The sequence below is a fragment of the Oryzophilus luti genome, assembly GCF_059726245.1.
In genome coordinates this window covers 1592489-1617998 of the sequence record NZ_AP040874.1, presented here as the reverse complement: position 1 = coordinate 1617998, position 25510 = coordinate 1592489, and the positions used below count along the sequence as shown (strand labels likewise).

The 25510-nt window shown below is 62.3% G+C and carries 19 protein-coding genes and 1 tRNA gene; 11 read left to right on the top strand and 9 right to left on the bottom strand.

Annotation, left to right across the window (positions count from 1 at the left end; genetic code table 11):
• Positions 1-32 precede the first annotated feature (32 nt).
• Entirely contained in the window at positions 33-1010 is a 978-nt protein-coding gene (gene galE, locus AC6IZO_RS06955) for a UDP-glucose 4-epimerase GalE (RefSeq protein WP_497809352.1), read from the top strand.
• 537 nt (positions 1011-1547) lie between these two features.
• Here galE and AC6IZO_RS06950 read toward each other — a convergent pair.
• The 6 genes from AC6IZO_RS06950 to larC form a co-directional block, all read right to left on the bottom strand.
• Positions 1548-1832: a hypothetical protein gene (locus AC6IZO_RS06950; RefSeq protein ID WP_497809350.1), complete on the bottom strand. Its 285-nt coding sequence runs from the start codon at positions 1830-1832 to the stop codon at positions 1548-1550.
• Positions 1833-2042: 210 nt separating this feature from the next.
• Positions 2043-3032: a polyprenyl synthetase family protein gene (locus tag AC6IZO_RS06945; RefSeq protein ID WP_497809348.1), complete on the bottom strand. Its 990-nt coding sequence runs from the start codon at positions 3030-3032 to the stop codon at positions 2043-2045.
• Positions 3033-3177: 145 nt separating this feature from the next.
• A complete protein-coding gene (locus tag AC6IZO_RS06940; RefSeq protein ID WP_497809346.1) occupies positions 3178-3678 on the bottom strand; it encodes a YajQ family cyclic di-GMP-binding protein in 501 nt (166 codons plus the stop codon).
• A gap of 276 nt (positions 3679-3954) precedes the next feature.
• On the bottom strand, positions 3955-4785 hold the full coding sequence (locus AC6IZO_RS06935; RefSeq protein WP_497809344.1) for a TatD family hydrolase: 831 nt from the start codon (positions 4783-4785) through the stop codon (positions 3955-3957).
• Positions 4786-4988: 203 nt separating this feature from the next.
• Positions 4989-7022, bottom strand: a complete 2034-nt coding sequence (metG, locus tag AC6IZO_RS06930) for a methionine--tRNA ligase (protein WP_497809342.1) — start codon at positions 7020-7022, stop codon at positions 4989-4991.
• Positions 7015-8445, bottom strand: a complete 1431-nt coding sequence (gene larC, locus AC6IZO_RS06925) for a nickel pincer cofactor biosynthesis protein LarC (RefSeq protein WP_497809340.1) — start codon at positions 8443-8445, stop codon at positions 7015-7017. The genes metG and larC overlap by 8 nt, the downstream gene beginning before the upstream one ends.
• 179 nt (positions 8446-8624) lie before the next feature.
• Between larC and AC6IZO_RS06920 the strand changes: the two genes are divergently transcribed.
• Positions 8625-10619 carry an arginine--tRNA ligase gene (locus AC6IZO_RS06920; protein WP_497809338.1) on the top strand — a complete coding sequence of 665 codons (1995 nt, stop codon included), beginning with the start codon at positions 8625-8627 and terminating at the stop codon, positions 10617-10619.
• 248 nt (positions 10620-10867) lie between these two features.
• Here the strand turns inward: AC6IZO_RS06920 and AC6IZO_RS06915 are convergent, their stop codons facing one another.
• Positions 10868-12364 carry a leucyl aminopeptidase gene (locus tag AC6IZO_RS06915; RefSeq protein ID WP_497809336.1) on the bottom strand — a complete coding sequence of 499 codons (1497 nt, stop codon included), beginning with the start codon at positions 12362-12364 and terminating at the stop codon, positions 10868-10870.
• Between the two features lie 447 nt (positions 12365-12811).
• Between AC6IZO_RS06915 and AC6IZO_RS06910 the strand changes: the two genes are divergently transcribed.
• Positions 12812-13459 (top strand): methyltransferase family protein, encoded by a 648-nt coding sequence (locus tag AC6IZO_RS06910; protein ID WP_497809334.1) that lies wholly within the window; start codon positions 12812-12814, stop codon positions 13457-13459.
• Here the strand turns inward: AC6IZO_RS06910 and smpB are convergent.
• Entirely contained in the window at positions 13456-13983 is a 528-nt protein-coding gene (gene smpB, locus AC6IZO_RS06905; protein ID WP_497809332.1) for an SsrA-binding protein SmpB, read from the bottom strand. The genes AC6IZO_RS06910 and smpB overlap by 4 nt on opposite strands.
• 196 nt (positions 13984-14179) lie before the next feature.
• On the opposite strand from smpB, the gene AC6IZO_RS06900 reads away from it, so the two are divergent.
• From AC6IZO_RS06900 to AC6IZO_RS06880, 5 genes are all read left to right on the top strand, one after another.
• The gene (locus tag AC6IZO_RS06900; protein ID WP_497809330.1) at positions 14180-16615 is read left to right on the top strand and encodes a secretin GspD/PilQ domain-containing protein; all 2436 of its coding nucleotides are present in this window, start codon (positions 14180-14182) and stop codon (positions 16613-16615) included.
• 10 nt (positions 16616-16625) lie between these two features.
• Positions 16626-17093: a type II secretion system protein gene (locus AC6IZO_RS06895; protein ID WP_497809328.1), complete on the top strand. Its 468-nt coding sequence runs from the start codon at positions 16626-16628 to the stop codon at positions 17091-17093.
• Positions 17094-17109: 16 nt separating this feature from the next.
• Positions 17110-17508, top strand: a complete 399-nt coding sequence (locus tag AC6IZO_RS06890; RefSeq protein WP_497809326.1) for a type II secretion system protein — start codon at positions 17110-17112, stop codon at positions 17506-17508.
• A 118-nt stretch (positions 17509-17626) separates the two neighbouring features.
• A complete protein-coding gene (locus AC6IZO_RS06885) occupies positions 17627-18871 on the top strand; it encodes a M48 family metallopeptidase (RefSeq protein ID WP_497809324.1) in 1245 nt (414 codons plus the stop codon).
• Positions 18872-19023: 152 nt separating this feature from the next.
• Positions 19024-19100, top strand: a tRNA-Arg gene (locus AC6IZO_RS06880).
• Between the two features lie 204 nt (positions 19101-19304).
• Here AC6IZO_RS06880 and AC6IZO_RS06875 read toward each other — a convergent pair.
• On the bottom strand, positions 19305-21554 hold the full coding sequence (locus tag AC6IZO_RS06875) for a TonB-dependent receptor (protein ID WP_497809322.1): 2250 nt from the start codon (positions 21552-21554) through the stop codon (positions 19305-19307).
• A 382-nt stretch (positions 21555-21936) separates the two neighbouring features.
• Here AC6IZO_RS06875 and AC6IZO_RS06870 point away from each other — a divergent pair, with 382 nt between their 5' ends.
• The 3 genes from AC6IZO_RS06870 to AC6IZO_RS06860 all read left to right on the top strand — a co-directional run bounded on the left by AC6IZO_RS06870 (position 21937) and on the right by AC6IZO_RS06860 (position 25379).
• Positions 21937-22839: a universal stress protein gene (locus tag AC6IZO_RS06870; protein ID WP_497809320.1), complete on the top strand. Its 903-nt coding sequence runs from the start codon at positions 21937-21939 to the stop codon at positions 22837-22839.
• 138 nt (positions 22840-22977) lie between these two features.
• A complete protein-coding gene (locus tag AC6IZO_RS06865; protein WP_497809318.1) occupies positions 22978-23964 on the top strand; it encodes a glycosyltransferase family 2 protein in 987 nt (328 codons plus the stop codon).
• Between the two features lie 224 nt (positions 23965-24188).
• Entirely contained in the window at positions 24189-25379 is a 1191-nt protein-coding gene (locus AC6IZO_RS06860) for a pyridoxal phosphate-dependent aminotransferase (RefSeq protein ID WP_497809316.1), read from the top strand.
• The last annotated feature ends 131 nt before the right edge of the window (positions 25380-25510 follow it).

Genomic DNA, 25510 nt, shown 5'->3' with positions numbered 1-25510 from the left:
TTCCGGGAGCGGCTCGGGCTACAATGGCCATCATGCGAGTTCTCATCACGGGCGGCGCGGGCTACATTGGCAGCACGGTGGCGGAGCAGGTGCTGCGCGCCGGTCATGAAGTTACGGTTTACGACAACCTCTACAACGGTCACCGTGCGGCGGCGCCTGTGGCTGCGCAGTTTGTGCAAGGCGACATTGCCGATGCCGGGAAGCTGACGCAGGTGTTTTCCAGCTTCCGCCCGGAGGCCGTCATGCACTTCGCCGCGCTCATCGAGGCGGGCGAATCCATGCGCGATCCCGGCCGCTTTTTTGCCGTCAACACGGCGGGCGCGCTCAACCTTCTGCGCGTGATGCAGCAGCACGGCGTGAGCAAGCTGGTCTTCTCCTCTACGGCCGCCGTCTACGGAGAGCCGCAGCACACGCCCATTGACGAGGACCACCCGCTGCAGCCGACCAACGCCTATGGCGAGAGCAAGCTGCTGGTGGAGCGGATGCTCGCATGGTTCCACCGCATACACGGCCTGCGCTACGCCAGCCTGCGCTACTTCAACGCCGCCGGGGCCGCACCCGGACGCGGCGAGGCACACCGCCAGGAGAGCCACCTGATTCCCCTGGTGCTGCAGGTGCCGCTCGGGCAGCGCAAGGAGATTTACGTTTTTGGTGACGACTACCCGACACGCGACGGCAGTTGCGTGCGCGACTACATACACATCAGCGACCTGGCCTCGGCGCACGTGCTCGCCTTGCATGCGCTCGCCGAACGCGACCGCATGATCTACAACCTGGGCAATGGCGTGGGCTTTACCGTGAAGGAAGTGGTCGAGGTGGCGCGCAAGGTCACCGGAGACGCGATTCCGCTGGTGGTGCGCGAGCGCCGCGCGGGAGATCCGGCAACGCTGGTGGCCAGCTCGGCGCGCATTCAGCGCGAGCTTGGCTGGAAGCCGCAGTTCACTTCGCTGGAGGAGATTGTCGGCTCCGCCTGGGAGTGGCACCAGTCGCACCCAAAGGGCTACGAATAGGCACCGGCGCAACGCGCAATCTCAGCCAGTCGTCGCGGGTGATATTTCGGCGATGTTCTCGATTGCCTCAGTCAACAAACTTGGTGCTTTGCGGCAGATGGTTAAATTGATCTTGTAAACAACCGAGAGTTAGACCCGCGCTAACTCCAGGCATCGTCCGTGCAAATGATGTTTGAATGAAAGCAGACTGTTCCTATCACTTATTTGGGGCACTCGCCTGTTTGTGGTGCTCTCTCCATCGCGTGAATTGCTCATAAGCGAACGAGAGAATCACTCCGATACACAACCACTGTACTGTTCCGAGTAGAGTCAAATACAACGGATGGCCGAGTACTATCGGAAAGATGAAAGAAGTCGGCAAATCCAGCGCCAAAATCACTATCCACTCCATGCCACCTGGAGTGACCAATAGTGCGATAAGAGCACATAAGCAAAGGTGAAGCACTGGTAACGCTGCTATCCGCACAAAGCGCTTGGAGTTTCGCATAGTCTCCGGTTGTCGATATTAGTGTAGTGTTTGCAAGTGTGGTGCTGTCTCTATCGGGAAGAAGTCTGCATTTTGTCAGCAATGCGCTCAAACACAGAACCCACACCTCTGGCTATGAGGACCCACCAAGCGGTTCCCAGTACACCAAACACCAGCAGCGGATCAGCCAGTCTCATCAATTGCACGAGAATCAGTGATGCGGGGAAATCGACGACAAACGCATACATCCAACCCCAATTTCCTTCCACATAGAAGGCGTGAAATCGAATTGCAAGGCAGGATCCGAAATGGATCAGCGCAACTGCCGTAATTACGACTTTCCCTTGCTTTGTCATCTTGTACTTGTTCTTGCTGCGAAACAGACTACGCGCCGCAGCCATCCAACGCGAATGAATTGTGTGTGCAATTGTGAGCGAGTCTGTGGACGAGGATTACAGGTCGAGAGCCAGTGCTGGTGTTGCAGGGAGCCTTCCTCAGCAAGTGAAACGCCCCATCGCGAGGATGGGGCGTTTGCTTGCAGAAGCGAATTAAATCAAGTGTGCGGCTTACTTCTCGCGCTCCACCACGAACTGCGGAATCCACAGCAGCGCGCGCTTGTAGTCGTTTTCGGCGAAGGGCTCCAGGTCGTGTTTGGCGGCCTCGGCGTAGCGCACGGCCTCGGCGTTGGCGGAGGCGATGGAGCCGTAGCGGTTGAGAATCTCAAGAATTTCCGCGTGGGTCACGCTCTGGAAGGAGCGCTCGCGCAGCACGGTTTCAATCCTGGTGCGTTCTTCCGGCGTGCAGCACTCGAGCGCGTGCAGCACCGCCAGCGTGGCCTTGCCTTCGCGGAGGTCGCTGGCCACGGGCTTGCCCAGTACCTGCTCGGAGGCCGTCAGGTCGAGCACGTCGTCCACGATCTGGAAGGCCATGCCGATGTTGCGTCCGTAGGAGCGCAGCGCCAGTTCCTGCTCACGCGTGCCGCCCGCCAGAATGGCGCCCAACTGCATGCAGGTGGCGAACAGGCAGGCCGTCTTGCGGTAGATCAGGTCCAGGTGCTCTTCCACCGTGATGCATTTGCCGAGCTTCTCGTCCTGCAGCAGCTCGCCCTCCACCATCAGCTTGGTCAGGTCGATGAGCAGGTCAAGGATGCGCAGGTTGTTCTCACGCAGCGCGATCTTGAACGCCTGCATGTAGAGCCAGTCGCCGGCGAGCACGCAGCGTGCGTTGCCCCACAGCACGTTGGCCGAAGGACGGCCACGGCGCGTGGTGGCCTCGTCGATGATGTCGTCATGCACCAGCGTGGCGGTGTGGATCAGCTCCACGACCGCGCCCAGCCGCGTGGCGCTCGGTCCGGAGTACTCCATCAGGCGCGAAGCCAGCAGCAGCAGCGCCGGACGCAGGCGCTTGCCGCCGCCGTTGCGCAGGTACTCGCCGATTTCCGTGATGGCCGCGACGTTGCTGACCGTATCGCAACCGAATTCCGTCTCAATCGCGACCAGATCGTCGTGGAGAAGGTCGAACAGTTCTTTCCCGGTGGCTGTGGCGAAACTCTTCAAGCGGAACCCTATCGATAGATTCACAAAACGAACCGCGCGATTCACGCGGTTCGAACGGCGGCTGTCTCTCGGCCGCCTCTCTCATCCTGTTGCGCCGGAGCGTTCCCGGCGAAATCCTGCACGGCGCAGCCAGTGCGCGGCCGCCCTACAGCGAGCGGTAGTTCACAAACTGCATGTCGATGCCAAAATCCTTGTTGCGCAGAAAGGCAATGATCTCCTGCAGCGTGTCGCGGTCCTTGCCGCTCACGCGCACCAGGTCGCCCTGGATGGAGGCTTGCACCTTCTTCTTGGAATCCTTGATGGCCTTGACGATCTCGCGGGCCTTCTCCGTGGGGATGCCCTGCTGCATGGTGACCTTCTGGCGCACGGTGGCGCCGGCGGCCGGCTCAATGGTGCCAAAGTTCAGCGCCTTCAGCGGCACGTTGCGCTTCACCAGCTTGGTCTGCAGAATGTCGGTCACGGCCTTGAGCTTGTACTCATCGGCCGAAGCCAGAACGATGGCGTCCTTGTCCTCCAGCGCAATCGACGAACGCGAATCCTTCAGGTCGAAGCGCTGCGAGATCTCCTTCATCGCCTGCTGTATGGCGTTGGAGACTTCCTGCAAGTCCACCTTGCTGACGATATCGAATGAATTTTCGCTAGCCATGTGAACTTAGTGTAACGAAAGTCCGGCGCAGTAGCGAGCGCGAATCGCCCGCACGGGTATGAAATTCGTGGCAACGAAGAAATCTGGAGAGAATGATGCACTCCGGGCGCAGGCTTCGCTCACGATGACAGTGGAAGGAGTAATGCGGTTGGGTAGCGGTGCCTTGCACCTGCCAGCCACAGGCGCATCGCCGGGTGCCCCAGGTTCGCACCCGTGTTTGGCGCTAACCTGGGATGCCGTGACATGGATGCTTGGCGCGTTTGGCCAAGACGGCTGTTAGAGGTTGGAGCTTTTCGACTTGGCATCGCCCGCAGGCGCAAGCTGGAAGAAGCGGAAGAAATTTCCCACTGCGAGCGATCCCGCCTGTTCCTGTTCCAATCCGCGAAGCTCGGCCACCTTGCGCGCGGTCTCCACCACGTAGGCAGGCTCGTTGCGCTTGCCGCGATGCGGCACAGGTGCCAAGTAGGGCGAATCGGTTTCCACCAAGAATTGATCGAGCGGCACCATCGCGGCGGCGTCGCGTATGTTCTGCGCCTTGGGGTAGGTGATGTTGCCGCAGAACGAGAGCAGGAAGCCCATGTCGAGCGAGGCGCGCGCGTGCTCCAACTCACCGCTGAAGCAGTGCATGATGCCGCCCAGCCCGGCGGGCTGCCAGTGCTCGCGCAGAATCGGCAGCAGGTCGTCCCAGGCGTCGGTGGAGTTCTGCGAGGCGCGGTTGTGGATGACGATGGGCAGCTTCGCCTCCTTCGCCAACTCGAGCTGCTCAATCAGCACGCGCTTCTGCACCTCGCGCTCGGAGTACTCGTAGAAGTAGTCGAGGCCGATCTCGCCCCATGCGATGACCCTTGGATGCCGCGCCAGCCCGCGCATCTTCTCCCACGCCGCGGCATCGGCCAGCCGCGCCTCCTGCGGATGCACGCCAATCGTCGCCCAGATCCAGTCGTACTTTTCCGCGAAGGGAATGGCGCACTCCACCGTGTCCGGGCCGTCTCCGTTGCCGATGGCGAGCATGGCCACCAGCCCGGCCGCGCGCGCCCGCGCCAGCATGGCCTCGCGGTCCGCGTCAAACTGCCGGTGCTCGGGATGAGCGTGAGAATCAACGTACATGGGCGCCATCGTCCTTGCGCGGTGGAAACTCGCCTGTTGAATTAAGTGTGAAATGACGAAAGTACGAAAGTATGAATTGAAGATCCCTGTGCCTCGTATCGCTTCCTCAAGATTGCGTCATCCTGAGGAAGCGGCATTGCCGCGACGAAGGACCTGTTTTGCAATTCGTACTTTCGTACTTGTCTACTTCCGTACTTCAAGCCTTACTTCAGCCGCGAGCCAATCTCCACGTCTTCGAGGAAGGCGGCGAGCGCCGGTGTTGAGTGCTCGTTGAGCGAAGCGGCCACGACCATGCCCTTTGACTCCAGCCCGCGCAGCTTGCGCGGAGCCAGGTTGGCCACGATGACCACCTTGCGTCCGATCAGCTTTTCCGGGTCGTAGGCCTTGGCGATGCCGGCCACCACCTGGCGCTTTTCAAAGCCCAGGTCCACTTCCAGCCGCAGCAGCTTGTCGGCCTTCTGCACCTTCTCGGCGAAGGTGACGAGGCCCACGCGCAGGTCGATCTTCACAAAGTCGTCGATGGTAATTTCCGGCGCCAGCGGCATGTACTTGGATTCTTCAGCCACGGCGGGCGCAGCCTCGGTGGCTGCCGGTGCGATGGCCGGTGTCGGGGCCGGAGCTTCGGCCGGTGCGGCGGCCGCCTCTGTGGCGGCCTTACGCTCAAGTTCCATCTGTTGCATCCTTTCAATCGCGCTCTTGTCGGCGCGTGGAAAAACGGGTTCGACCTTGCCGAGCTTGGTGGCCACGCCGAGCTGTCCCCACTTCAAGCCCTTGAGGTTCAGCTTGGTGATGTCGCCCAGTCCGAGCTGCGCCCAGATGCGCGCGGTCGAGTCGGGGATCACCGGGTGCGCCAGCGCGGTCACAATGCGCAGCGCTTCGGCCGAGGTGTAAAGCACAGTCGCCAGTCGCGGACGTTCCTCTGGCTTTTCCGCCAGCGCCCACGGCTCGTTCTCGACAATGTACTTGTCCACGGCGGCCACCAGCGCCCAGGCGCTCTCCAGCGCGCGGGAGAACTGGAAGTTCGTGAACAGCTCGTCGAAGTCGGCAATGGTCTTGTCGGCCAGCTTGGCAATGGCCTCGTCGGCCGGGGTCTTGGCGGCGGTCGCCGAAGGATACGGCACTTCGCCGTTGAAGTAGCGCGTAATCATCGAGAGCGTGCGGCTGGCCAGGTTGCCCAGGCCGTTCGCCAGGTCGGAGTTGAAGCGCTGCACCAACGCGTCAAAGCTGAACGCGCCATCGGAGCCGAAGACCACCTCGCGCAGCAGGAAGTAGCGCAGCGCGTCGGCACCCAGCACGTCAAGAATGGTCTCACTGCGCACAATGTTGCCGCGCGACTTCGACATCTTGCTCTCTTCGAAGAGCAGCCAGCCGTGCGCCACAATGCCCTTGGGCAGCGGCAGCCCGGCAGCCAGCAAAAACGCCGGCCAGTAGACGCAGTGAAAGCGCACGATCTCCTTGCCGACCATGTGCACGTCGGCCGGCCAGTAGCGGTCGAGCTTCGTGGTGTCGCCGGAGCCGAAGCCGAGCGCCGTCATGTAATTGCACAGCGCGTCCAGCCACACGTAAATAACGTGTTCCGGATCGTCCGGCACCGGGATGCCCCACTTGAAGGTGGTGCGGCTGATCGAAAGATCACGCAGGCCCGAGCGCACAAAGGCGATGACCTCGTTGCGGCGCGTCTCCGGACGGATGAAGTCCGGATTCTCCGTGTAGAGCTTCAGCAGCGGCTCTTCCATGGCCGAGAGCTTGAAGAAGTAGTTCTCCTCCTTCACGGTTTCGGTCGGGCGTCCGCACTCGGGGCAGGGCGCGCCGGGCGTGTCCACGTCCACGTAAAGCTCGTCGTAGACGCAGTACTGGCCGCTGTAGCTGCCCTTGTAGATGTAGCCGCGGTCCTTCAGCAGCTTGAACATCGCCTGCACACCGCGCTTGTGTTCTTCGTCGGTGGTGCGGATGAATTTGTTGTAGCTGATGCCCATACGGTCCCACAGGCCCTTGAATTCGCCGGAGACTTCGTCGGTGAACTGCTGGGGCGTTTTGTGGGCGGCGTTGGCGGAGCGCTCGATCTTCTGGCCGTGCTCGTCGGTGCCGGTAAGGAAAAACGTGTCGTCGCCGAGCAGGCGATGGCGGCGCGCCACGGCGTCGCAAACGATCGTGGTATACGTGTGGCCGATGTGCGGCCGCGCGTTCACGTAATAGATCGGCGTGGTGATGTAAAACTTCTTCTGTTCACTATCCATGATTCTTGTTCCCATGGCTGGGCGCGGCATCCTGTTGTTCGGCAAACAGCCGCATCGCTTCCAGCATAACCTGTTTCAGTGGTACTCCGGCAGTGACGGCCGCGGCGCGGCAGTCTTCATACTCGGGCGCGGCGTTCACAACCTCGCCATTCATGCGCCCAATCTTGATCTTCAGCGGGCCCCATTCGGAGCGCACCGTCACCCATTCGCGTTCCAGCACCTTGCGCTGCTCCACGTGCGTGCGCAGCCCGAGCGTGGAAGTCTCCGTGAACAGAATGTTCGCCAGCTTGCGCTCGTCCTCGGGCTTGGCCAGAACGGTCAGCAGGTGGCCGGGGCGCGATTTTTTCATCTGCACCGGCGTCACAAAGGCGTCAAGCGCGCCGGAGGCCATCAGCTTCTCGAGCGTATAGCCAATCACCTCGGGCGTCAGGTCGTCGAGGTTGGCCTCCATCACCAGCACCAGGCTGCCGTGCTGTGCCGCCTCCTGCTCCACGGCCTCGGCCAGCGTCAGCCGCAGCACATTGGAGTGTCCGGCAAAGTCGCGTGCGCCCGCGCCGTAGCCGCTCGAAAGAATGCGTGCAGCAGGCAGCGGCTCAAAGCTGTGCACCAGCGCCCGCACCAGTGCGGCGCCGGTCGGTGTCACCAGTTCCTTCTTCGGCCCGGCGGCGTAAACCGGCGCGTCCTTCAGCAATTCGAGCGTGGCCGGGGCCGGTACGGGCAGCGTGCCATGCGCGCAAAGCACCGTGCCGCTGCCGGTGTTCAGGGCCGAGCAGCGCCATTCGGTCACGCCGAGCCAGTCGGCGCCCACCGCTCCGCAGACAATATCCACGATGGCATCGACCGAGCCGACCTCGTGGAAGTGCACGGTCTCCAGCTCACGGTTGTGAATCCGGGCCTCGGCGCGTCCCAGCAGCTCAAAGGCGCGCAGGGCAGTCCAGCGGGCTTTATCGGTCAGCGTCGCCTTGTGGATGATCTCCCGGATTTCCTTCAGCCCGCGATGCTCGTGGCTGTGCGTGTGGCCTTCCTCGCCGTGCGTGTGTTCGTGGCCATGCTCATGTTCATGGGAATGCTCGTGCTCATCGCCGTGCGAATGCTCTGGCTCATGCTCGTGCGTGTGGGGCTGCGGCACGTGCTCGTGCGCCTGCAGGCCACCCGGATGCGAATGCGTGGTGCCGTCCGGGTGCACGTGCTTCTGCGCGTGGAACTGTTCGCGCGGCATGTCGGGCACGCCGTCGATGATGACGTCAATCTTGGTGGCGGCAATGCCGTTGCGCGTCACGCGCGTCTGGCGCAGCTCGGCGCCCACGTTCAGGGCGCGAACGGTTTCGGCCAGCAGTTCGAAGGGAACCCCGGCGTCAACCAGTGCTCCAAGGAACATGTCGCCGCTGATTCCGGAAAAGCAGTCGAGATAGGCTAGGCGCATACAGACTCACAGCGCCCGGCTTGGTGCAGCCCGGCGCGAAACCTCATGATAGGGACTCGCCCGCGCCCGGTCAAACCTCGCGGGGGTTCCGCAGCCTTTGTTATAATAACGTTTCTCCTCAGCAGTTTACGCGAGCAAAGTTCGCGCCCGTGGGCAGCCCCCATACAAGAAGGAATGCCGTGTACCGTCAGTCTCAACAGCGCCTTATCGAGCACGTTCGCCAGTTTCTGCAGCAGAAGTATCAACTGACCTTGGACAAGATCGTGGTGGAGCAGCCGCCCAAGCTGGAGTTTGGCGAGTTCGCGCTGCCGCTGGCCTTTGAGCTGGCGCGCAAGCTGCGCAAGGCTCCGCGCAAGATTGCCGAGGAAGTGGTGGCGGAGATGCCCGCGCTCGAGGGCTTCCAGCCCTTCGAGGTTGCAGGCGGCGGCTACATTAACGCGAAGATCGACCGCACGAAGGCCTCGCACGAGGTGATGGGCTCCACCGGCGAGCCTGCGCCTGTCGAGGGAAAAATCCTGGTGGAGCACACCTCCATCAACCCGAACAAGGCGGCGCACATCGGCCACCTGCGCAACTCCATCCTCGGCGATACCTTTGTTCGCCTGCTGCGCGCGGGCGGCCGCCCCGTGGCCGTGCAGAACTACATCGACAACACCGGCGTGCAGGTGGCCGACGTCGTCGTCGGCTTCGTGCATCTGGAGAAGAAGTCGAAGGCCGAGATTGCGGCCATGATCAAGACGGACGCGAAGTTCGACTACACCTGCTGGGACCTCTACGCGCGCGTCTCGCAGTGGTACGCCGAGGACAAGGGCAACGATCAGGCCCGCCGCGACGCTCTGCACGCCATCGAGACCGGTGGCAACGAACTGGCGGAAATCGCCGAGATGATCTCAACGGCCGTGCTGCGCCGCCACCTGGAGACGATGGACCGGCTCGGCATTGAGTACGACTTCCTGCCGCGCGAGAGCGAAATCCTTCGCCTCAAGTTCTGGGCGAAGGCCTTTGAGCAACTCAAAGAAAAGAAAGTGCTTTACTTCGAGAACGAAGGCAAGAACAAGGGCTGCTGGGTGATGACCCGTCCGGCCACCGCCAAGGCCGCCGAAGCCAAGGCAGAAGCCGAGGGGGAAGCCGCCCCGGAGGCCACCGGCCCCGACGAGGATGCCAAGGTTATCGTGCGCTCCAACGGCACGGTTGGCTACGTGGGCAAGGACATTGCCTACCACCTGTGGAAGTTCGGTCTGCTCGGCCAGGACTTCGGCTACCGCAAGTTCTACCTGTATCCGAACGGCAAGGACGTCTGGATGAGCTGCGAGCAGGGCGAGCCGGAGCACCCGCACTTTGGCGGCGTGGCCGCCATCTACAACGTGATTGACGCGCGCCAGAGCGAGCCGCAGGAGACGGTGAAGGAAGCCATCCGCCTGCTCGGCCACCCGGAGATGTCCGCCCGCTACACGCACTTCAGCTACGAGATGGTAGCGCTTACTCCGCGCTGCGCACTCGACCTCGGGTACACGGTCAGCGAAGAAGACCAGCAGCGTGCCTATATCGAGGTCAGTGGGCGCAAGGGCTTTGGCGTGAAGGCCGACGACCTGCTCGACAAGCTGATTGCCGCCGCCAAGGGCGAGGTTGATTCGCGCCATCCTGAGCTGAGCGACGGCGAGCGCACCGGCATTGCCACCGATATCGCCATCGGCGCGCTGCGCTACTTCATGCTCAAGTACACCAAGCAGTCGGTCATCGCCTTTGACTTCCGCGAGGCGCTGGCCTTTGAGGGCGAGACCGGCCCCTACGCGCAGTACGCCGTCGTTCGCGCGGGCAACATCTTCCGCAAGGGCGGCACCACGCCCGAGCAGGTGCTGGCGGAGGCCGCCAACGCCGACTTCACGCCTTACTTTGCGGACGAGACCGGCACCGACATCTGGGCGCTGTGGCTGCTGGCGGGGCAGACCTCGCTCATTATTGAGCAGTGCATTGCGCAGACAGAACCGGCCTACCTGGCCAAGCATGCCTTCCAACTCGCGCAGCAGTTCAACAACTTCTACCACCGCTACCACATCCTGACCGAGGAGGACGCGGGCCGGAAGCTGTTCCTGCTGGCTACCGCTGCGGTCGTCCGCCGCGAACTGGTGCGGGTGCTGGCCGTGCTCGGCATCAACGCCCCGGCAGTGATGTAGGGCGCGAATTTCGAGTTTGCGGTTTCGAGTCTCGAGAAGCGGGAAGGGCTAGGCAGAGCCGAGGTTTCGATATGTTTCGACGCGTACCAGGTCAACAGCAGATTCTTCCTCGCGGCTGCGCCGCCCCCAGAATGACGCGCTGAACGTGAGAGGTTCGCAAAAGAAGAAGCCCCGCACAGGCAATCCCTGTGCGGGGCTTCTCAACTTTACGAAACCTTCTGAAACCTCTCGAAACGTTTCGAAACCTATTACTTCAGGTTTTGCGCCAGGGCCAGCAGGGTACGCACGGCCACGCCGCTGGGGCCTTTGTCGAGCCACGCTTTCTTGTCCTCGACCGTGGCGGTGCCGGCAATGTCGAGGTGGATCCACGGCTTGCCGTCCACAAACTCTTCAAGGAACTTGGCGGCCGTGATGGCGCCGCCCCAGCGTCCGCCGGTGTTCTTGATGTCGGCGATGTCGCTCTTGATCAGGTCGAAGTATTCGCTGTCGATGGGCAGCCGCCACATTTTTTCGCCCGCCTGCTTCACGGCGGCGTCGAACTGCGCGTAGTAGGCATCGTCATTGCAGAAGGTGCCGGTGTTGGTGAAGCCCAAGGCGACCACGCAAGCGCCGGTGAGCGTGGCGGCGTCCACCAGGTGGGTGGCGCCCAGCTCGCGCGCGTAGCAGAGGCCGTCGGCCAGCACCAGGCGGCCTTCCGCGTCGGTGTTGATGATCTCGATCGACTTGCCGTTCATGGCGAACTGCACGTCGCCCGGCTTCTGCGCCTTGCCACTCGGCATGTTCTCCGTGGCGCAGATGACGGCGATGACCTTGATGGCGGGCTTGGCCAGCGCGATGGCGCGCATGGTGCCCAGCATGGTGGCGCCGCCTGCCATGTCGGTCTTCATCTTGTCCATGTCGGCGCCGGGCTTCAGGCTGATGCCGCCCGAGTCAAAGGTGATGCCCTTACCAACCAGCCCGAGCACGGGCGCGTCGGCGGCCGGAGCCTGCGAAGGCTCATAGGTCAGCACGATCAGGCGCGGCTCTTCGTCCGAGCCCTGCGCCACGGACCAGAAGGCGCCCATCCGCATCTCTTTGATCTTCTCCGGCCCGTACACTTCGCACTTCAAGCCGACTTCCAGCGCCATGTTGATGGCGCGGTCGGCCAGAATGGTTGGCGTCATCTTGTTGCCCGGCTCGTTCACCAGGTCGCGCGTAAAGTTCTCGGATTCACCCAGCGCCACGCCGCTCGCAACGGCCGCATAGAGGGCCATCGGTACGGCTTCCGGGGGCAGGGCAACCGTCAGCGTCTCCACCGAGAGGTCCTTCTTCTCTGAGTGGTAATAGTTCGAATCAAAGTTGCCGGTGACGGCACCTTCGGCAATGGCTGCGATGGAGGCGGCGTCGGCATCCGGCGTGAGCAGGGTGAGCGACTTGAGTTGCTTCGGCTTGATGGCGCGCACGGCGGCTCCGGCCAGCTTGCGCAGTTCGTGCGCGTTGAACTTGGCGGCCTTTCCGGCGCCGAAGAAGAGCACGCGCTTGGCCTTCACGCCGGCGGGCGCGTAGAGCCACGTCTGTTCATAGGGCTTGGCGGTGATTTCGCCGCTGGCAATCAGCGCGGCGGCCAGCGGAACCAGGGCGGCGTCGGCGGTGTGCAGCGCGGGCTTGGGGTCCTTGGCTTTGGCTTCGGCCTCGTCAAAAACGGGGACGACGAGACACTCGGCTTCCAGTTGTGCGGGCGAGGAATTCGTCAGTTCAATCTTCATGCCAGTTAGATTACAGCGATTCCCGCAAGGGTGCATCCCCGGCGATTTCCGCGGCCGTGGCTCGCGGCTGCGGAGGAACGCTAAGCCGAATTGACACGGTCACGCCGTCGCGGAGCGCGACTCAAGAGGATCTGATCACTCGCTCCGCTTCATTTGTCATCCTGAGTGAAGCGAAGGATCCCCGAGGCCGGCCTTCGCAATGGCGTGCAGTGTTTTTAGGGGAATGCCGATTGGGCGGCGCGGTGAGAACGCCCGGTGATCTACAGGGTGAGAGTGGCGCAACGGGGGATCCTTCACCTTCGCGAGCAGCCTGCCGGTTGCTCGCGGCGTTCAGGATGACAATAAAGGAGGGGCCAGTGTGTGTTCTTGGGGAAGGAAGTCAGGTGACGACGATTTTTCGTCGAGCTTTCCTGCCCTTCGGGCGCATAATGCGCGCGAGGAGGCCGCATGGAGACCCCGACCAAGTCCGCCACATCTGCCTCGTCTCCACCCGGTCGAGCCGTGACCAACGCGTCGGCGGCGCAGCCGTCACCATCTTCATCGCTGCCGTCCACGCCTGACGCAAGCTCTCCGCAGCCGGCCTCCGGCGGCGACAGCCGCTGGCTCACCCTGCGGTCCATGCTGGTGGGCGTGGCGTTTCTCTCGTTCTTCTTCTGGCTGCTGCCGCGCGTGCTGGGTTTTCAGGTGGAACTGGCCGGGGCGCAGCGCTGGCGATTGCTGGCGGCGGTGCCTTCGGCGCTGGGCTTTGCCACGGCGCTGCGCTGTGTGTGGGCCTTTGGGGCCATCGGGCACGGCACGCCTGCTCCCCTCCTGCCGCCCAAGCGGCTTGTCGTGGTGGGTCCGTATCGCTACGTGCGCAATCCCATGTACTGCGCCTTCTTCTGCGGCTGGGGAGGCCTGTGGGTGATGTTCGGCCATCCGGATCGCATGCTGATGCTGGCGGCCCTGAGCGTGGCGGTGGCCATGCACGGCTTCATTGTCTACTATGAGGAGCCGACGCTGCGGCGAAAGTTCGGGGAAGAGTATCGCGAATATTGCCGCAACGTGCCGCGCTGGCTGCCACGGCGGAAGGCTTGGATGAAGGAGACGGGCTAGCTTTTGCGGCTGCGGGCGATGGCCTCGCGGGCTTCCTTGTCGGCGGTGCGGCGGCGTTCGGTCTCGCGCTTATCCCAAAGCTGCTTGCCTTTTGCCAGCGCAACCTCAACCTTTACTTTACCGTTCTTAAAGTACATGCGGGTGGGGATGAGGGTGAGGCCCTTCTGCTGGGTTTTGGCCGCGAGCTTCTCGATCTCCGACTTGTTGGCCAGCAGTTTGCGGGTGCGCAGGCTCTCATGGTTGAACATGGCGGCCGGGCCGTAGGGGCCGATGTGCGCGTTGAGCAGGAACAGCTCGCCGTCCTTGACCAGGGCGTAGGAGTCCTTCAGGTTGGCGCGTCCTTCGCGGACGCTCTTCACCTCGGTGCCGCGCAGCACCACACCGCACTCGAATTTTTCCAGCAGGAAGTAATCATGCGCGGCGGCGCGGTTCTGCGTCGCATCGCGCTGGCCGCTGGCGACCGGATCGCGGCTAACATTTTTCGGTTTGCTCGGTCGAACTTCCTGGGTTGTATTCTTTGCCATCGCGACATCAACCGTTGCAAATAGGGTAAGGCCCGTGGCCCTTTGCCATTCCGGCAGAAGGACCGCGAAAGTCACATCCTATCATAGCGTTATGATGGAATACTCGATGGTATAATCGCGCCTGCTTCGCAATGCCAACGGACCAGGCGTATTGGTCAACCCCCGGACTCTTTAAGTTTTCAAAAAAAGGAGCGCGATGAAAGGCCTGAATCGGGTATGGGCGGTCGTGCTGATCACCCTTCTCGCCATACTTCCTGCCGCCGCCGACAAGGCCAAGGGCTTTTTCGACAAAGGCAGAGATGCAGAAGCGCGCCAGAATTACGAGCAGGCGTTCGACTATTACAAGCAGGCCTACCAGCTGAAGCCTCAGGACGTTCGCTACCGCACGTCGTTCGAACGCAGCAAACTCTATGCCGCCGCCGCCAAAGTGCGTCGCGGGCAGATGCTGCGCGAGATGGGCAAGCTGGAAGAAGCGCTGGCACAATTCGAAGCCGCCGAGCAGGCCGATCCTTCGAGCTTCGTGGCGCATCAGGAAGCCGCGCGAACGCGCAAGATGATGGATGACGCCAAGCGCGGCGTGGCCCCTCAGACAAAGTCGGAGAATCCGGAAGTAAGTGACCGCGTGGCGCGGGCGACAGGCCCTGTTGAGCTGGCTCCGATCTCGCAGGCTCCCATCACGCTCAAGCTCTACGAAGACACCAAGACCGTCTACGAGACGATTGGCAAGCTGGCGGGTGTCAACGTCCTGTTCGATCCCGATTACACCTCGAAGCGCATCAAGATTGAGTTGAATGCGGTGACTCTGGAGCAGGCACTGCGCATTGTGGCCCTCGAGTCGCGCACCTTCTGGCGTCCGGTCACGCCCAACACCATCTACATCGCGCAGGACTCCAACACCAAGCGTGGCGACCTGGAACAGCAGGTCGTTCGCACCTTCTACCTGAACAATCTGTCCTCCGCCACCGAACTGCAGGACATCACCAACACGCTGCGCACCATCCTGAAGCTTGAAAAGCTCCAGATGCTGCCAACGCAGAACGCCGTGGTGGTGCGTGGAACGCTGGACCAGGTGGCGATGGCCGAGAAGCTCATCGGCGATATCGACAAGGCGCGTCCGGAAGTGGTGGTGGAGCTGGCCGTGATGCAGGTGCAGAAGGAGAAGCTGAAGAACCTGGGCGTGCAGCCGCCGTTCACCTCCTCCAGCAGCCCCACCGTTCAGTTGCAGAGCAACACCGACTCAACTTCCAGTACCTCCAGCTCAAGCAGTTCCAGCAGCTCCTCGAGCGCCACCATCAACCTGAACGAGCTCGCCAACCTCGATGCGCGCAACTTTGTCGTCAGCATGCCGACGGCGAGCGTCACCGCCCTGGCCAGCGACACCAATACCAAGATGCTGCAGAACCCGCAGGTGCGCGCGCTTGACGGGCAGAAGGCAACGTTGAAGATCGGCCAGCGCGTGCCTATCGCCACCGGTTCGTATTCGAGCGGTGCCGGCGTAACGGGCACGGGCATCAGCGCACTGGTCAACACGCAGTTCCAGTACACGGACGTGGGTGTGAACGTCGAGATTACTCCGCACATCCACATGAACCGCGACGTGACGCTGAAGATCTCGCTGGAAATTTCGTCGATTGTGACCTACAAGGACATCGGCGGCGTCTCGCAGCCGATCATCGGCCAGCGCAAGATCGAGCATGAAATCCGCCTGAAGGAAGGCGAAGTCAACCTGCTGGGCGGCATCTTTGAAGAGTCCGAATCGCAGTCGTTGACCGGCCTGCCGTGGCTGGCGAACATCCCCATCCTGCGCTACTTCTTCGCACAGTCGAGCAAGGACCGCACGGACAACGAAATTGTTTTTGCCCTGACGCCGCACGTGGTTCGCGCGCAGGACATCAGCGAGCTGAACACGCGCGCCATCGACGTGGGCTCTGCCAACATTCTGGAAGTCCGCCGCACGCCTTCGCCGCAGCCCGTCAAGACGCAGCCTGCTCCGTCGCAACCGGCTCCGGTTCAGACGGCGCCCGCGCAGGTTCAACCGCAGCCTCCGGCTATGTCTCCGGCGGTGACGCCTGCTCCCACTGCTTCGTCAGTGCAGCCGATGGCGACAAATGTCGCCCCGGCGCCTGCGAACGCGGCCGTGGCAATGTCCTCTGCCGTGCAGCCTTCGGCAACAGCCCCTGCGGCATCGCCTTCGGCGCAGATGGGCGCGATGGGCAGCAATCCGCTGTTGAGCTTTGATCCGCCGTTGCTGAACCAGGCCACCGGCGCAACGTTCTCCGTGAACGTGGTGCTGACCGGCGGCCAGAACGTCTTCTCCGTGCCGGCGCTGATTGTCTTTGACCCAGCGGTGCTCAAGCTGGTGAACGTCTCCAGCGGCGACCTGCTTTCCAAGGACGGGCAGGCGGTGGCGCTGGTGCATCGCGAGGACCCCAGCGGCGGTGCAGTGCAGATTTCCGCCACGCGCCCGCCGAACACGCCGGGCATCACCGGCAGCGGCACGGTTTTCACGCTTACCTTTGTGGCGACGGCGCCGGGCAAGGGCACCATCGCAATCAACCGCGCCATGCTGCGCGACGCTGCGCAGCAGAGCATTGAGGCCACCGGCTCACAGGCCGTGGTGACCATCCGCTAGGAGGCGCAGCGTGCGTTTGCCGGTCACGGTTCGCGGAAGGCAGAAGGGCTTTACGCTGGTGGAGCTGGTGGTGGCCATGACCATCATGGCGCTGCTGGCCGGAGCCGCCCTGCCGCTGGCGCGCACGGCCGTCAAGCGCGAGAAGGAGCGCATGCTCCGCCACGCGCTGTGGGAGATGCGCGACGCCATTGACCGTTACAACAATGACGTGGCCAGCGCCAACATCCGCACCAAGATTGGCACCGAGGGGTACCCGCCGGACCTGCAGACGCTGGTCGACGGCATCGACATCAACGGCAAGAAGGTCAAGTGGCTGCGGCGCATTCCGGAAGACCCCATGACGAAGAGCACTGACTGGGGCATGCGATCAATGCAGGACGATCCGCAGTCGCAGTCCTGGGGCGGCCAGAATGTCTTCGACGTGTTCACCAAGTCACCGGACACGGCGCTGGACGGCAGCAAGTATTCCGACTGGTAGAGGCATGAAGGTGAGCTTGAAAAATCGGCGTTCGCAGCGTGGCTTCACCCTCATCGAGATGATGATCGTCATGTTCATCATCACGATTCTGGTCGGCATCGCCATTCCCAGCTACCAGCAGTCGGTGCTGCACGCCCGCGAGACGGTGCTGCGCAACAACCTGTTTGTGTTGCGCTCGGCCATTGACCAGTACACGCTGGACAAGCAGAAGGCCCCGCAATCGCTTCAGGACCTGGTGAGCGCCGGCTACATGCACGCGCTGCCCAAGGACCCCATCACGGATTCGGCCGACACCTGGCAGACCGAGATGGAGGAGGCGTCCATGTCCATGGATCAGACGCAGCCCGGCATCAGCGACGTCCACAGCGGAAGCGCCGCCCCCAGCAGCAACGGCAGCGCTTACAACACCTGGTAGACCAGCCCCTTACAAGCTGCTCCACGGCAGTATAATCAGACACCACGGAGGCTGCTTACCGGCCTCCGGCTGGAGCGTCTAACCGGGAGGCCGAGGGGCGGCCCGCTGGAGGGGATGTATGAAAGCACGTTTGGCATTGCTGGCATTGATGTGCACGCTGGCCACGATGGCAGCCGCGCAGCAGGAGACGGGAACACAGGCGCAGTCGCAACCGCAACCGGCGGCGTCACAGACCTCGTCAACGGCCACCACTGCGGCTGGCACGCAGGACGCCCAGAAGCAGGACTCCAGCGCCTCCAAGCAGGAGAGTGGCGCGCAGCCCTCGACGGGCTCTACCGGCAACGCGCCGGTGCTGGCGCCGCAGCCGGACCCGAAGGCCGACACCACCCTCAGCGAAACCCCCGTCAAGCCCGAAGAAAACGTTCCCATGCAGAAGGACCCCAACGTCAAGAAGGGGAGCAAGGACGACGTGGATGCCATTGGCAACCGTGGCATGGGCAAACGTGGCATGGGCAACTGGTACTCGCTGGAGAGCGAGGTGCGCCTGGGCAAACAGTACGCGCAGATGGTGGAGCAAAGCTCCAAGCTGGTGACCGACCCGGTGGTGAATGAGTACGTCAACCGCATCGGGCAGAACCTGGTGCGCAACTCCGACGCCAAGGTTCCGTTCACCATCAAGGTTATCGACAGCGACGAGGTCAACGCCTTCGCGCTGCCCGGCGGCTTCTTCTACGTCAACAGCGGGCTGATTTTGGCCGCCGATGAAGAAGCAGAACTTGCGGGCGTGATGGCGCACGAGATTGCGCACGTGGCCGCGCGCCACGCCATGCGCCAGATGACCAAGGCCAACTGGCTCAACATCGGCACCATCCCGCTGATCTTCGTGGGTGGCGGCGTTGGTTTGGCGGCACGTTCGGCGGCCGGCATCGGACTGCCGATGACGTTCCTGAAGTTCTCGCGCCTTGATGAGTCGGAGGCCGACTTCCTTGGCGTGCAGTACATGTACAAGACCGGCTACGATCCGCAGGCCTATGTGCAGTTCTTTGAGAAGCTGATGGCGCAGGAGAAGAAGAAACCGGGCACGCTGGCCAAGGCTTTCTCCACGCATCCGCAAACGCCGGACCGCATTGAGAACTCGCAGAAAGAGATTGCGCGCGTCCTGCCGGCGAAGGACACCTACGTGGTGACCACCAGCGAGTTTGCCGATGTGAAGGCCCGGCTGGCTGCCATTGAGAACCGCCGCAAGCCGCAGGACGAGAAAGCTGCGCCTTCTCTGCGCCGCGCAAGCAGCGACAGCACCAGCAAGGATGACAGCAAGAGCGGCGACGACCGTCCGACGCTGAAGCGCCGCGACGACCAGTAGCAATCCTCCACAGTTCCACACAAGAGATACAGGCCGCGCCATCGTGCGCGGCCTCTTGCACTGTAAATGTCCGCTCGTCGTCGGATCGTACGTCTGCAGCGGCGCTCCGGCGTGGCCTGAACTCATGCGATAATGAACCCATCACGCAGAGTGGCCCCGTAGCTCAGCTGGATAGAGCAGCGGTTTCCTAAACCGGAGGTCGGCAGTTCGAATCTGCCCGGGGCTACCAGAGATTTGATTGCAGTTGCGAAGCCGCCTGAACAGGCGGCTTTTTGCGTGGGCGAACTTTGCTTTGGTTGATGCTGATGGCGGCGGGGCGTTCGCGACGAGCGAGCGAGGAGTGTTTCCCGCGAGGGCACCGGCCGGGGTGTGGCCGGGGCCTTCGCGAGAAGGTCTCTGGACGCGGAGGGCAGCCGTCGTCCAGAAGGTTGGGTTACTTCTGCAGCTTGGGCGCCTGCTCGCCGCCGAAGTAGACGTCGAGCTTGACGCCGTAGGTACGGCCGACGTTGCGGTAGCCGTAGGTGGTCTGGTAGTTGCTGTCCAGCGCGTTGCGCATGAAGCCCGTGGCGCGCACTGGAATGTCATAGACGTGGTAGTTGTAGCCCACGTTGACGTTGATCGAGGTGTAGTCGCCGATCGGATAGTACGCGGTGCCGCAACTCTTGCCGGAGCACTTGGTGAGCCAGCCGGAGACGTAGCGCAGGTTCGCGCTTGAGTTCCAGCCATGGTAGTTGTGTTCGAGCATGACCGAATACAGGTGATGCGGCAGGCCCATGTCGGTCGTCTTCAGCGTCGACTGCTGATAGGCGTAGTTGGTGCGGTAGTTGAAGCCGCGCGGCAGCGTGCCGAGCAGGGAGAACTCCACGCCCTTGCGCAGCACCTTTTCCTGATTGTAGTAGTCAACGGTGTAGCTGCTGCCGCCGGTGGTGACGGTGACGCCGCTGCCGGTGTCGTACTTATAGTTGCCAATGTTGTAGTAGTAGAAATTGACCTGCGGCTGGAACGCGGCAGCGTACTTTGCCTTCACGCCGACTTCATAGCGGTAGCGCTGCTCGGGATCGAGCGTGGCGTTGTTGACCGTCAGAATGTAGGGATCGATCGGCGTTTTGGAGTAGCTGAAGCGGGGTGCGACCTCGTAGATGCGGTTGAGCTTGTAGAGCGCGCCCACCGAATACGAATAGGTTGGGTCCTGCCAGGTGTGGTTGACCAGTGCCGGATTGGTCAGGTCATTGCCGTAGTGCGAGGTGGTGTGCAGGATGTAGCTGCGGTCAAAGCGGAAGCCGGCATCCATGCTGAGGCGGCTGGTGAACTGGTGTTCGTCCTGCAGGTAGCCGCTGAACAGATCCACTTCCTGCCAGGCCGTGGTGGAGGCGTAACCGGTCGGCGTGTTGAACAGCACCGACTCGAAGCCCGCCTTTAACTGGTCGCGGCGGAAGATGGCGGTGTGCCACAGGTGGAAGTTGTTCTCGAAGACCTTTTCGGCGGAGGGCGTGACGGTGGTGAGTGGGGTGAAGTTCGTCAGCCAGATCTTGTCGCGGACGTTGCCGTGCGAATAGGAGAACGAGGTGATCTGGTGCTCGGTCCAGGGCTTGCTGATGGTGGCGGCCAGCATCAGGGTGTTGATGGGGTCGTACTTCCACTTCTGGTTGGTGTTGCCACCGGCGCTGGCACGCTGGAACTCGCGCATGGCGTTGTTATAGAAGCCGGTGACGTCGACCTTGAACTTGGCGCCATCATAGCGGGCGGTCAGCAGGCCGGAGCCGGAGTTGCTGGCGTCATACCAGTTGCGCGGGCCCTGGAAGACTGTCCCGTAGCCAGCGACAAAATAGCTGAAGCGACCGATCTTATTACCGTGGTAAACCTCGGCGTTGGTGGTGCCCAGGTTGCCGCCGGTAAACGACATTCCGCCTTCGAGCTTCTGTCCGCGGCGGGTGTTGATGACCACGTAGCCTTGGTTGGGGGCCGAGCTGCTGCTGCCCGGCGACTGCAACGGGCCGATTGTCAGCGAGCTGGAGTCCTGCACCACGCGGATGGACTCGATCGCGTCCGGCGGCAGGAAGGCGAGCACGCGGTTGGCCTGCCCCTGCGGCATGTAGTAGCCGTCAATCACGATGCCCGGCGTGTCGCCGCCACGGGTCTCCAGAAAGTCAAACATCTTGCGTCCCTGGAAGGTGACGTTCATGCCGGCGGCCAGCGGCAGCAGGTCGTAGACCGAGGACGGATTGAGCACGTCGATGTCGCGGCGGGTAAAGGTCTGGGTGGAAATCTGCGCGCTGCTGACGGTCGCGGTCTGGCTGTAGACGGGCACGTCGATGGCCGACAGATCGGCCAGCACGGTGACATGCTCGGTTGCCACGCCGATGGTCATGGCAACGTCCTGGCGCGCGCTGGCACCCGGCTCCAGCGCCACGGCGTTTACCAGCACCGTCTTGAAGCCCTTGGCTTCCACCTTCAAGTTGTAGGTGGCCGGGGGCAGGTCGGCGAACTGGTACAGGCCCTGATCGTCGGTCTTGGCGGTGCGGATGAGGTTCAACTGGAGATTGGTGACGGTCACACTGGCGCCGTGGATGGCCGCCAGCTTGGGATCACGCACCATGCCGACCAGCGCGCCACGGGTCTGCTGAGCGGTCACCGTTGCAGCCGTGGCCTTGCTGGAAGACGCCTGTCCGGCGGCGAAAGGCACACAGATCAGCAGCAGAAGAATAAGGAGAACAGGGGAACAGAGAGCTTGCGTCCGTACCGCGCGCATGCCGCGCCGTGACGGGGGAGGAAACGGGGAAGACAAGTTGTGCATAAGACTCCTCAGTGCCTGGTGGGGATGGAGCGCGAAAACAGGCTCTTTCGCGTAGTTCACGTTAACACTACATAGAAATGATTTACAAGACATGTAAACATTACAATCATAGCCTCGTGTATACGAGAAAAACCGGGGCGGATGCGCCGCGGGGTGTGCTCCCCGTTTGGAGTGCCACGGGCGGAATCCTGTGCCGTGGCTCATTGACAAGCGGCCCGCCGCGAGGGAGGATGTGCGCGGAAAGCAAGCCAGAGGTCCAAGGAGGTATCCCATGACTTCCGCCTCTACCATCGCAACGAGCATGGACGTGCGTGCTCGAATCCAGTACAAGAACATCCTTTTGCCAACCGATTTCAGCGAGGCCTCGCGGGATGCGGCGCGGCTGGCGGGCATGATTGCCGCCCGCAGCGGCGCAAACCTGTGCGTGGCGCATGGACTGTGGAATTACGACGGCTACTGGACCGATACCAGCTTCCAGATGGAGACCGACGAGGAACTGAGCCGCAGGGACATGACACAGTTCCTGGCCGAAACCAACCTGGCCGGATTGAAGCCGACAGAGGTCTATGACCGCGGCTCGGCCGCCGACATTACTCACCGGCTGGTTCACAAGCAGAACATCGACCTGATTGTTCTTGGCACCAGCGGCATTCAGGGTGCGTTGAAGCTGCTGTTTGGCTCCAACTCCGAGCGCATCATCCGCTCGGTTCCGTGCCCGGTGCTGACCGTTGGGCCGAAAGTGAAAATGGAGCACTGCACCGGTGACTTCAAGCGAATCCTGTTTGCGGCAGACTTTGAGCCGGAGCTGGTGGGCACCTACCGCTGGGCGGCGGCCATTGCCGAAAAGCACGACGCCATGCTGACGATGATCAACGTGGTGCCGACCGCGCGCGCCGTGCATGACGCCGACGAGTGCGAGCAGGCCCAGATGCGCATGATGCTGCTGGCCCGCGAATGCGACATCACGCTGCCGCATCCGCCGGAGATCCTGGTGCAGACCGGCAACGCGGTCGAGGAGATTCTGAAGGCCGCAAAGTCCTGCAATGCGGACCTGATCATCATGGGTGTGCATCCCTCGATGAGCGACGCGCCACGCGTGCACGCGCTCGGCGGACATGCCTACCCGGTGGCAGTGCAGGCGAACTGCCCGGTCTTTACCGTCTGCCCGAAGTAGCACGAAAAGGGGCTGCCTGGGGCTTGGCGGAGGTTAAGGAATCTTTAAAGATGGCGGGCCGTCCCGCGGCTCGCCGTCTTTGGAGAAACCGGCGCCTTTTTGCGCCTGCGCGGGCACGCGAGGCCTTATACTTGTAACGTGCCTAAGTATTCAATTGTTGTCCCTTTCCATAACGAGCAGGAGAGCGTTACCGAGCTTTACGACCGCCTGAAGGCAGTGATGGAAGGCGCCGGGGAAACGTTCGAGCTCGTCTTTGTTGATGACGGCAGCCGCGACAAGACCTTCTACCTGCTGCAGCAGATTGCGGCGGTGGACAGCCGCGTGGTGGTCGTCAAACTGCGCCGTAATTTCGGGCAGACCTCCGCGCTGGCCGCCGGCTTTGACCACGCCGAGGGCGATTTTGTGATCGCCATGGACGGCGACCTGCAGCACGATCCAGACGACATTCCGGCCTTTCTCGCCAAGCTGAACGAGGGCTATGACATCGTCAGCGGATGGCGCAAGGTCCGCATCGACAACCTGTGGCTGCGCCGCATTCCGTCGCGCTGCGCCAACTGGCTCATGTCGAAGCTGAGCGGCGTGGAACTGCATGATTTCGGAACCACCTTCAAGGCCTACAACCGCGACCTGCTCGATCAGGTGCCGCTGTACGGCGAAGGGCTGCACCGGTTCATTCCGGCGCTGGCGTCCTGGTACGGCGCCAAGATCTGCGAAATTCCGATCAAGAACATCAACCGCGACAAGGGCGCCTCGCACTACGGCATCTCGCGCACCTTCCGCGTGTTCTTCGACCTGATCACCATCCGTTTCCTGCTGAAGTACATGGCGCAGCCGATGCACTTCTTCGGCACGCTCGGCATGGGAGGAATTTTCGGCGGCCTGGCCGTTTCGCTCTATCTGCTGGTGGAGAAGTTCTTCTATCACGTTCACCTGATGCAGGCGCATGGGCCGATGTTGATGTTTGCCACCGTGTTGTTCCTGAGCGGCGTGCAGATGCTGGCGCTCGGACTGCTGGGCGACCTGCAGGTGCGCCAGTTCCACGAGCCCGACGCCGCCGTGCCGTACCGCGTGGCGCGCGTGCTGCGTAGCGATCAGCAGGGCGAGGAGCACGAGATCCACGAGTAAGTGGACGAAACTTCATTTTCACGAAGAGCGGCTTCCGGGCCGCTTTTCCTGTGCCCGAACGCATTCCGGTACCGTGTGCGGCGGCGCGCAGAAAACAGTTGACCGCTGGGGCTACAATACTGAGTCCGGTTGCGCCACCCCGGCAGTGCTCAGGCGGCCGGTTGAAGTCGAAAAGTTCATCATGAGCCGGAGCGGGACTCCGGCCGGAAGTGGAGTGGGAACGTATGAGCCGTGCCACGCAGACTGAATTGCGCCTTGCCAAACGCATGTCGCGCCTGGGAACAGAAACCGCCTTTGAAGTGCTGGTGAAGGCACGCGCCCTGGAGGCTCAGGGTCGCGACATTGTGCACCTGGAAATTGGCGAGCCGGACTTTGACACGCCGCAGAACATTGTGGAAGCCGCCGTTGACGCGCTGCACAAGGGCTACACGCACTATGGTCCCAGCAACGGCCTGCCGGAACTGCGCCAGGCTATTGCCGAGGAAGTGAGCCGCACGCGCCGCTGCCAGGTTAAGTCGGAAGAAGTGGTCGTGGTTCCCGGCGGCAAGCCCATCATCTTCTACACCATGCTGGCCCTGGTGGAGCCGGGCGATGAGGTCATCTACCCGAACCCAGGCTTCCCGATTTATGAGTCGATGATCAATTTTGTGGGTGCCACGCCGGTGCCCATTCAGTTGCGCGAAGACCTCGATTTCCGTCTGGACACGAAGGAATTATCTTCGCTCATCACGGACAAGACGAAGCTGATCATCGTGAACTCGCCGCAGAACCCGACGGGCGGCGTGATGACCGGGCAGGACTTTGAGGACATTCACCGCATTATTGGCGATCGCGACATCTTCGTGCTCAGCGACGAAATTTATTGCCGCCTGATCTTCGAGGGCGAGCACCACTCGCTGATGTCCTATGAAGACCTGCGCGACCGCGTCATCCTGCTCGACGGCTTCAGCAAGACCTACGCCATGACCGGTTGGCGCATGGGCTACGGCGTCATGCGCGCCGACTTGGCGCAGAACGTCTCACGGCTGATGACGAACTCGAACTCGTGCACGGCGAGCTTTACGCAGGTGGCCGGCGTCGAGGCCATCCGCGGCGACCAGGCGTCGGTGACCGCGATGTGCGAGGAGTTCAAGCGCCGCCGCGATTACTTTGTGGAGCGGATTAATAAGATCAAGGGCTTCAGTTGCAAGTGCCCGAAGGGCGCGTTCTACATGTTCCCCAACATCACCAAGACGGGCTGGCCGTCAAAGAAGCTGGCCGACGCTCTGCTGAACGAAGCGGGCGTGGCGGTGCTGAGCGGCACGGCTTTCGGCGCTTTCGGCGAGGGCTACCTGCGCTTCTCCATCGCGAATTCGATGGAGAACATCAAGAAGGCGCTCGACCGCGTGGAAGAGTGGGCGAACAAGAATCTGTAAGTTGTTCCTTCTGCCTCAGGCCCGCCCCAAACGGCGGGCCTTTTCCTTTGCGGGCGTCATCCAATCGGTGGCGGAGAAAGCAGGGAAAACCGCTCTTCTGCGCAACCGCGCCAGCCGTTAGATCAATTGCG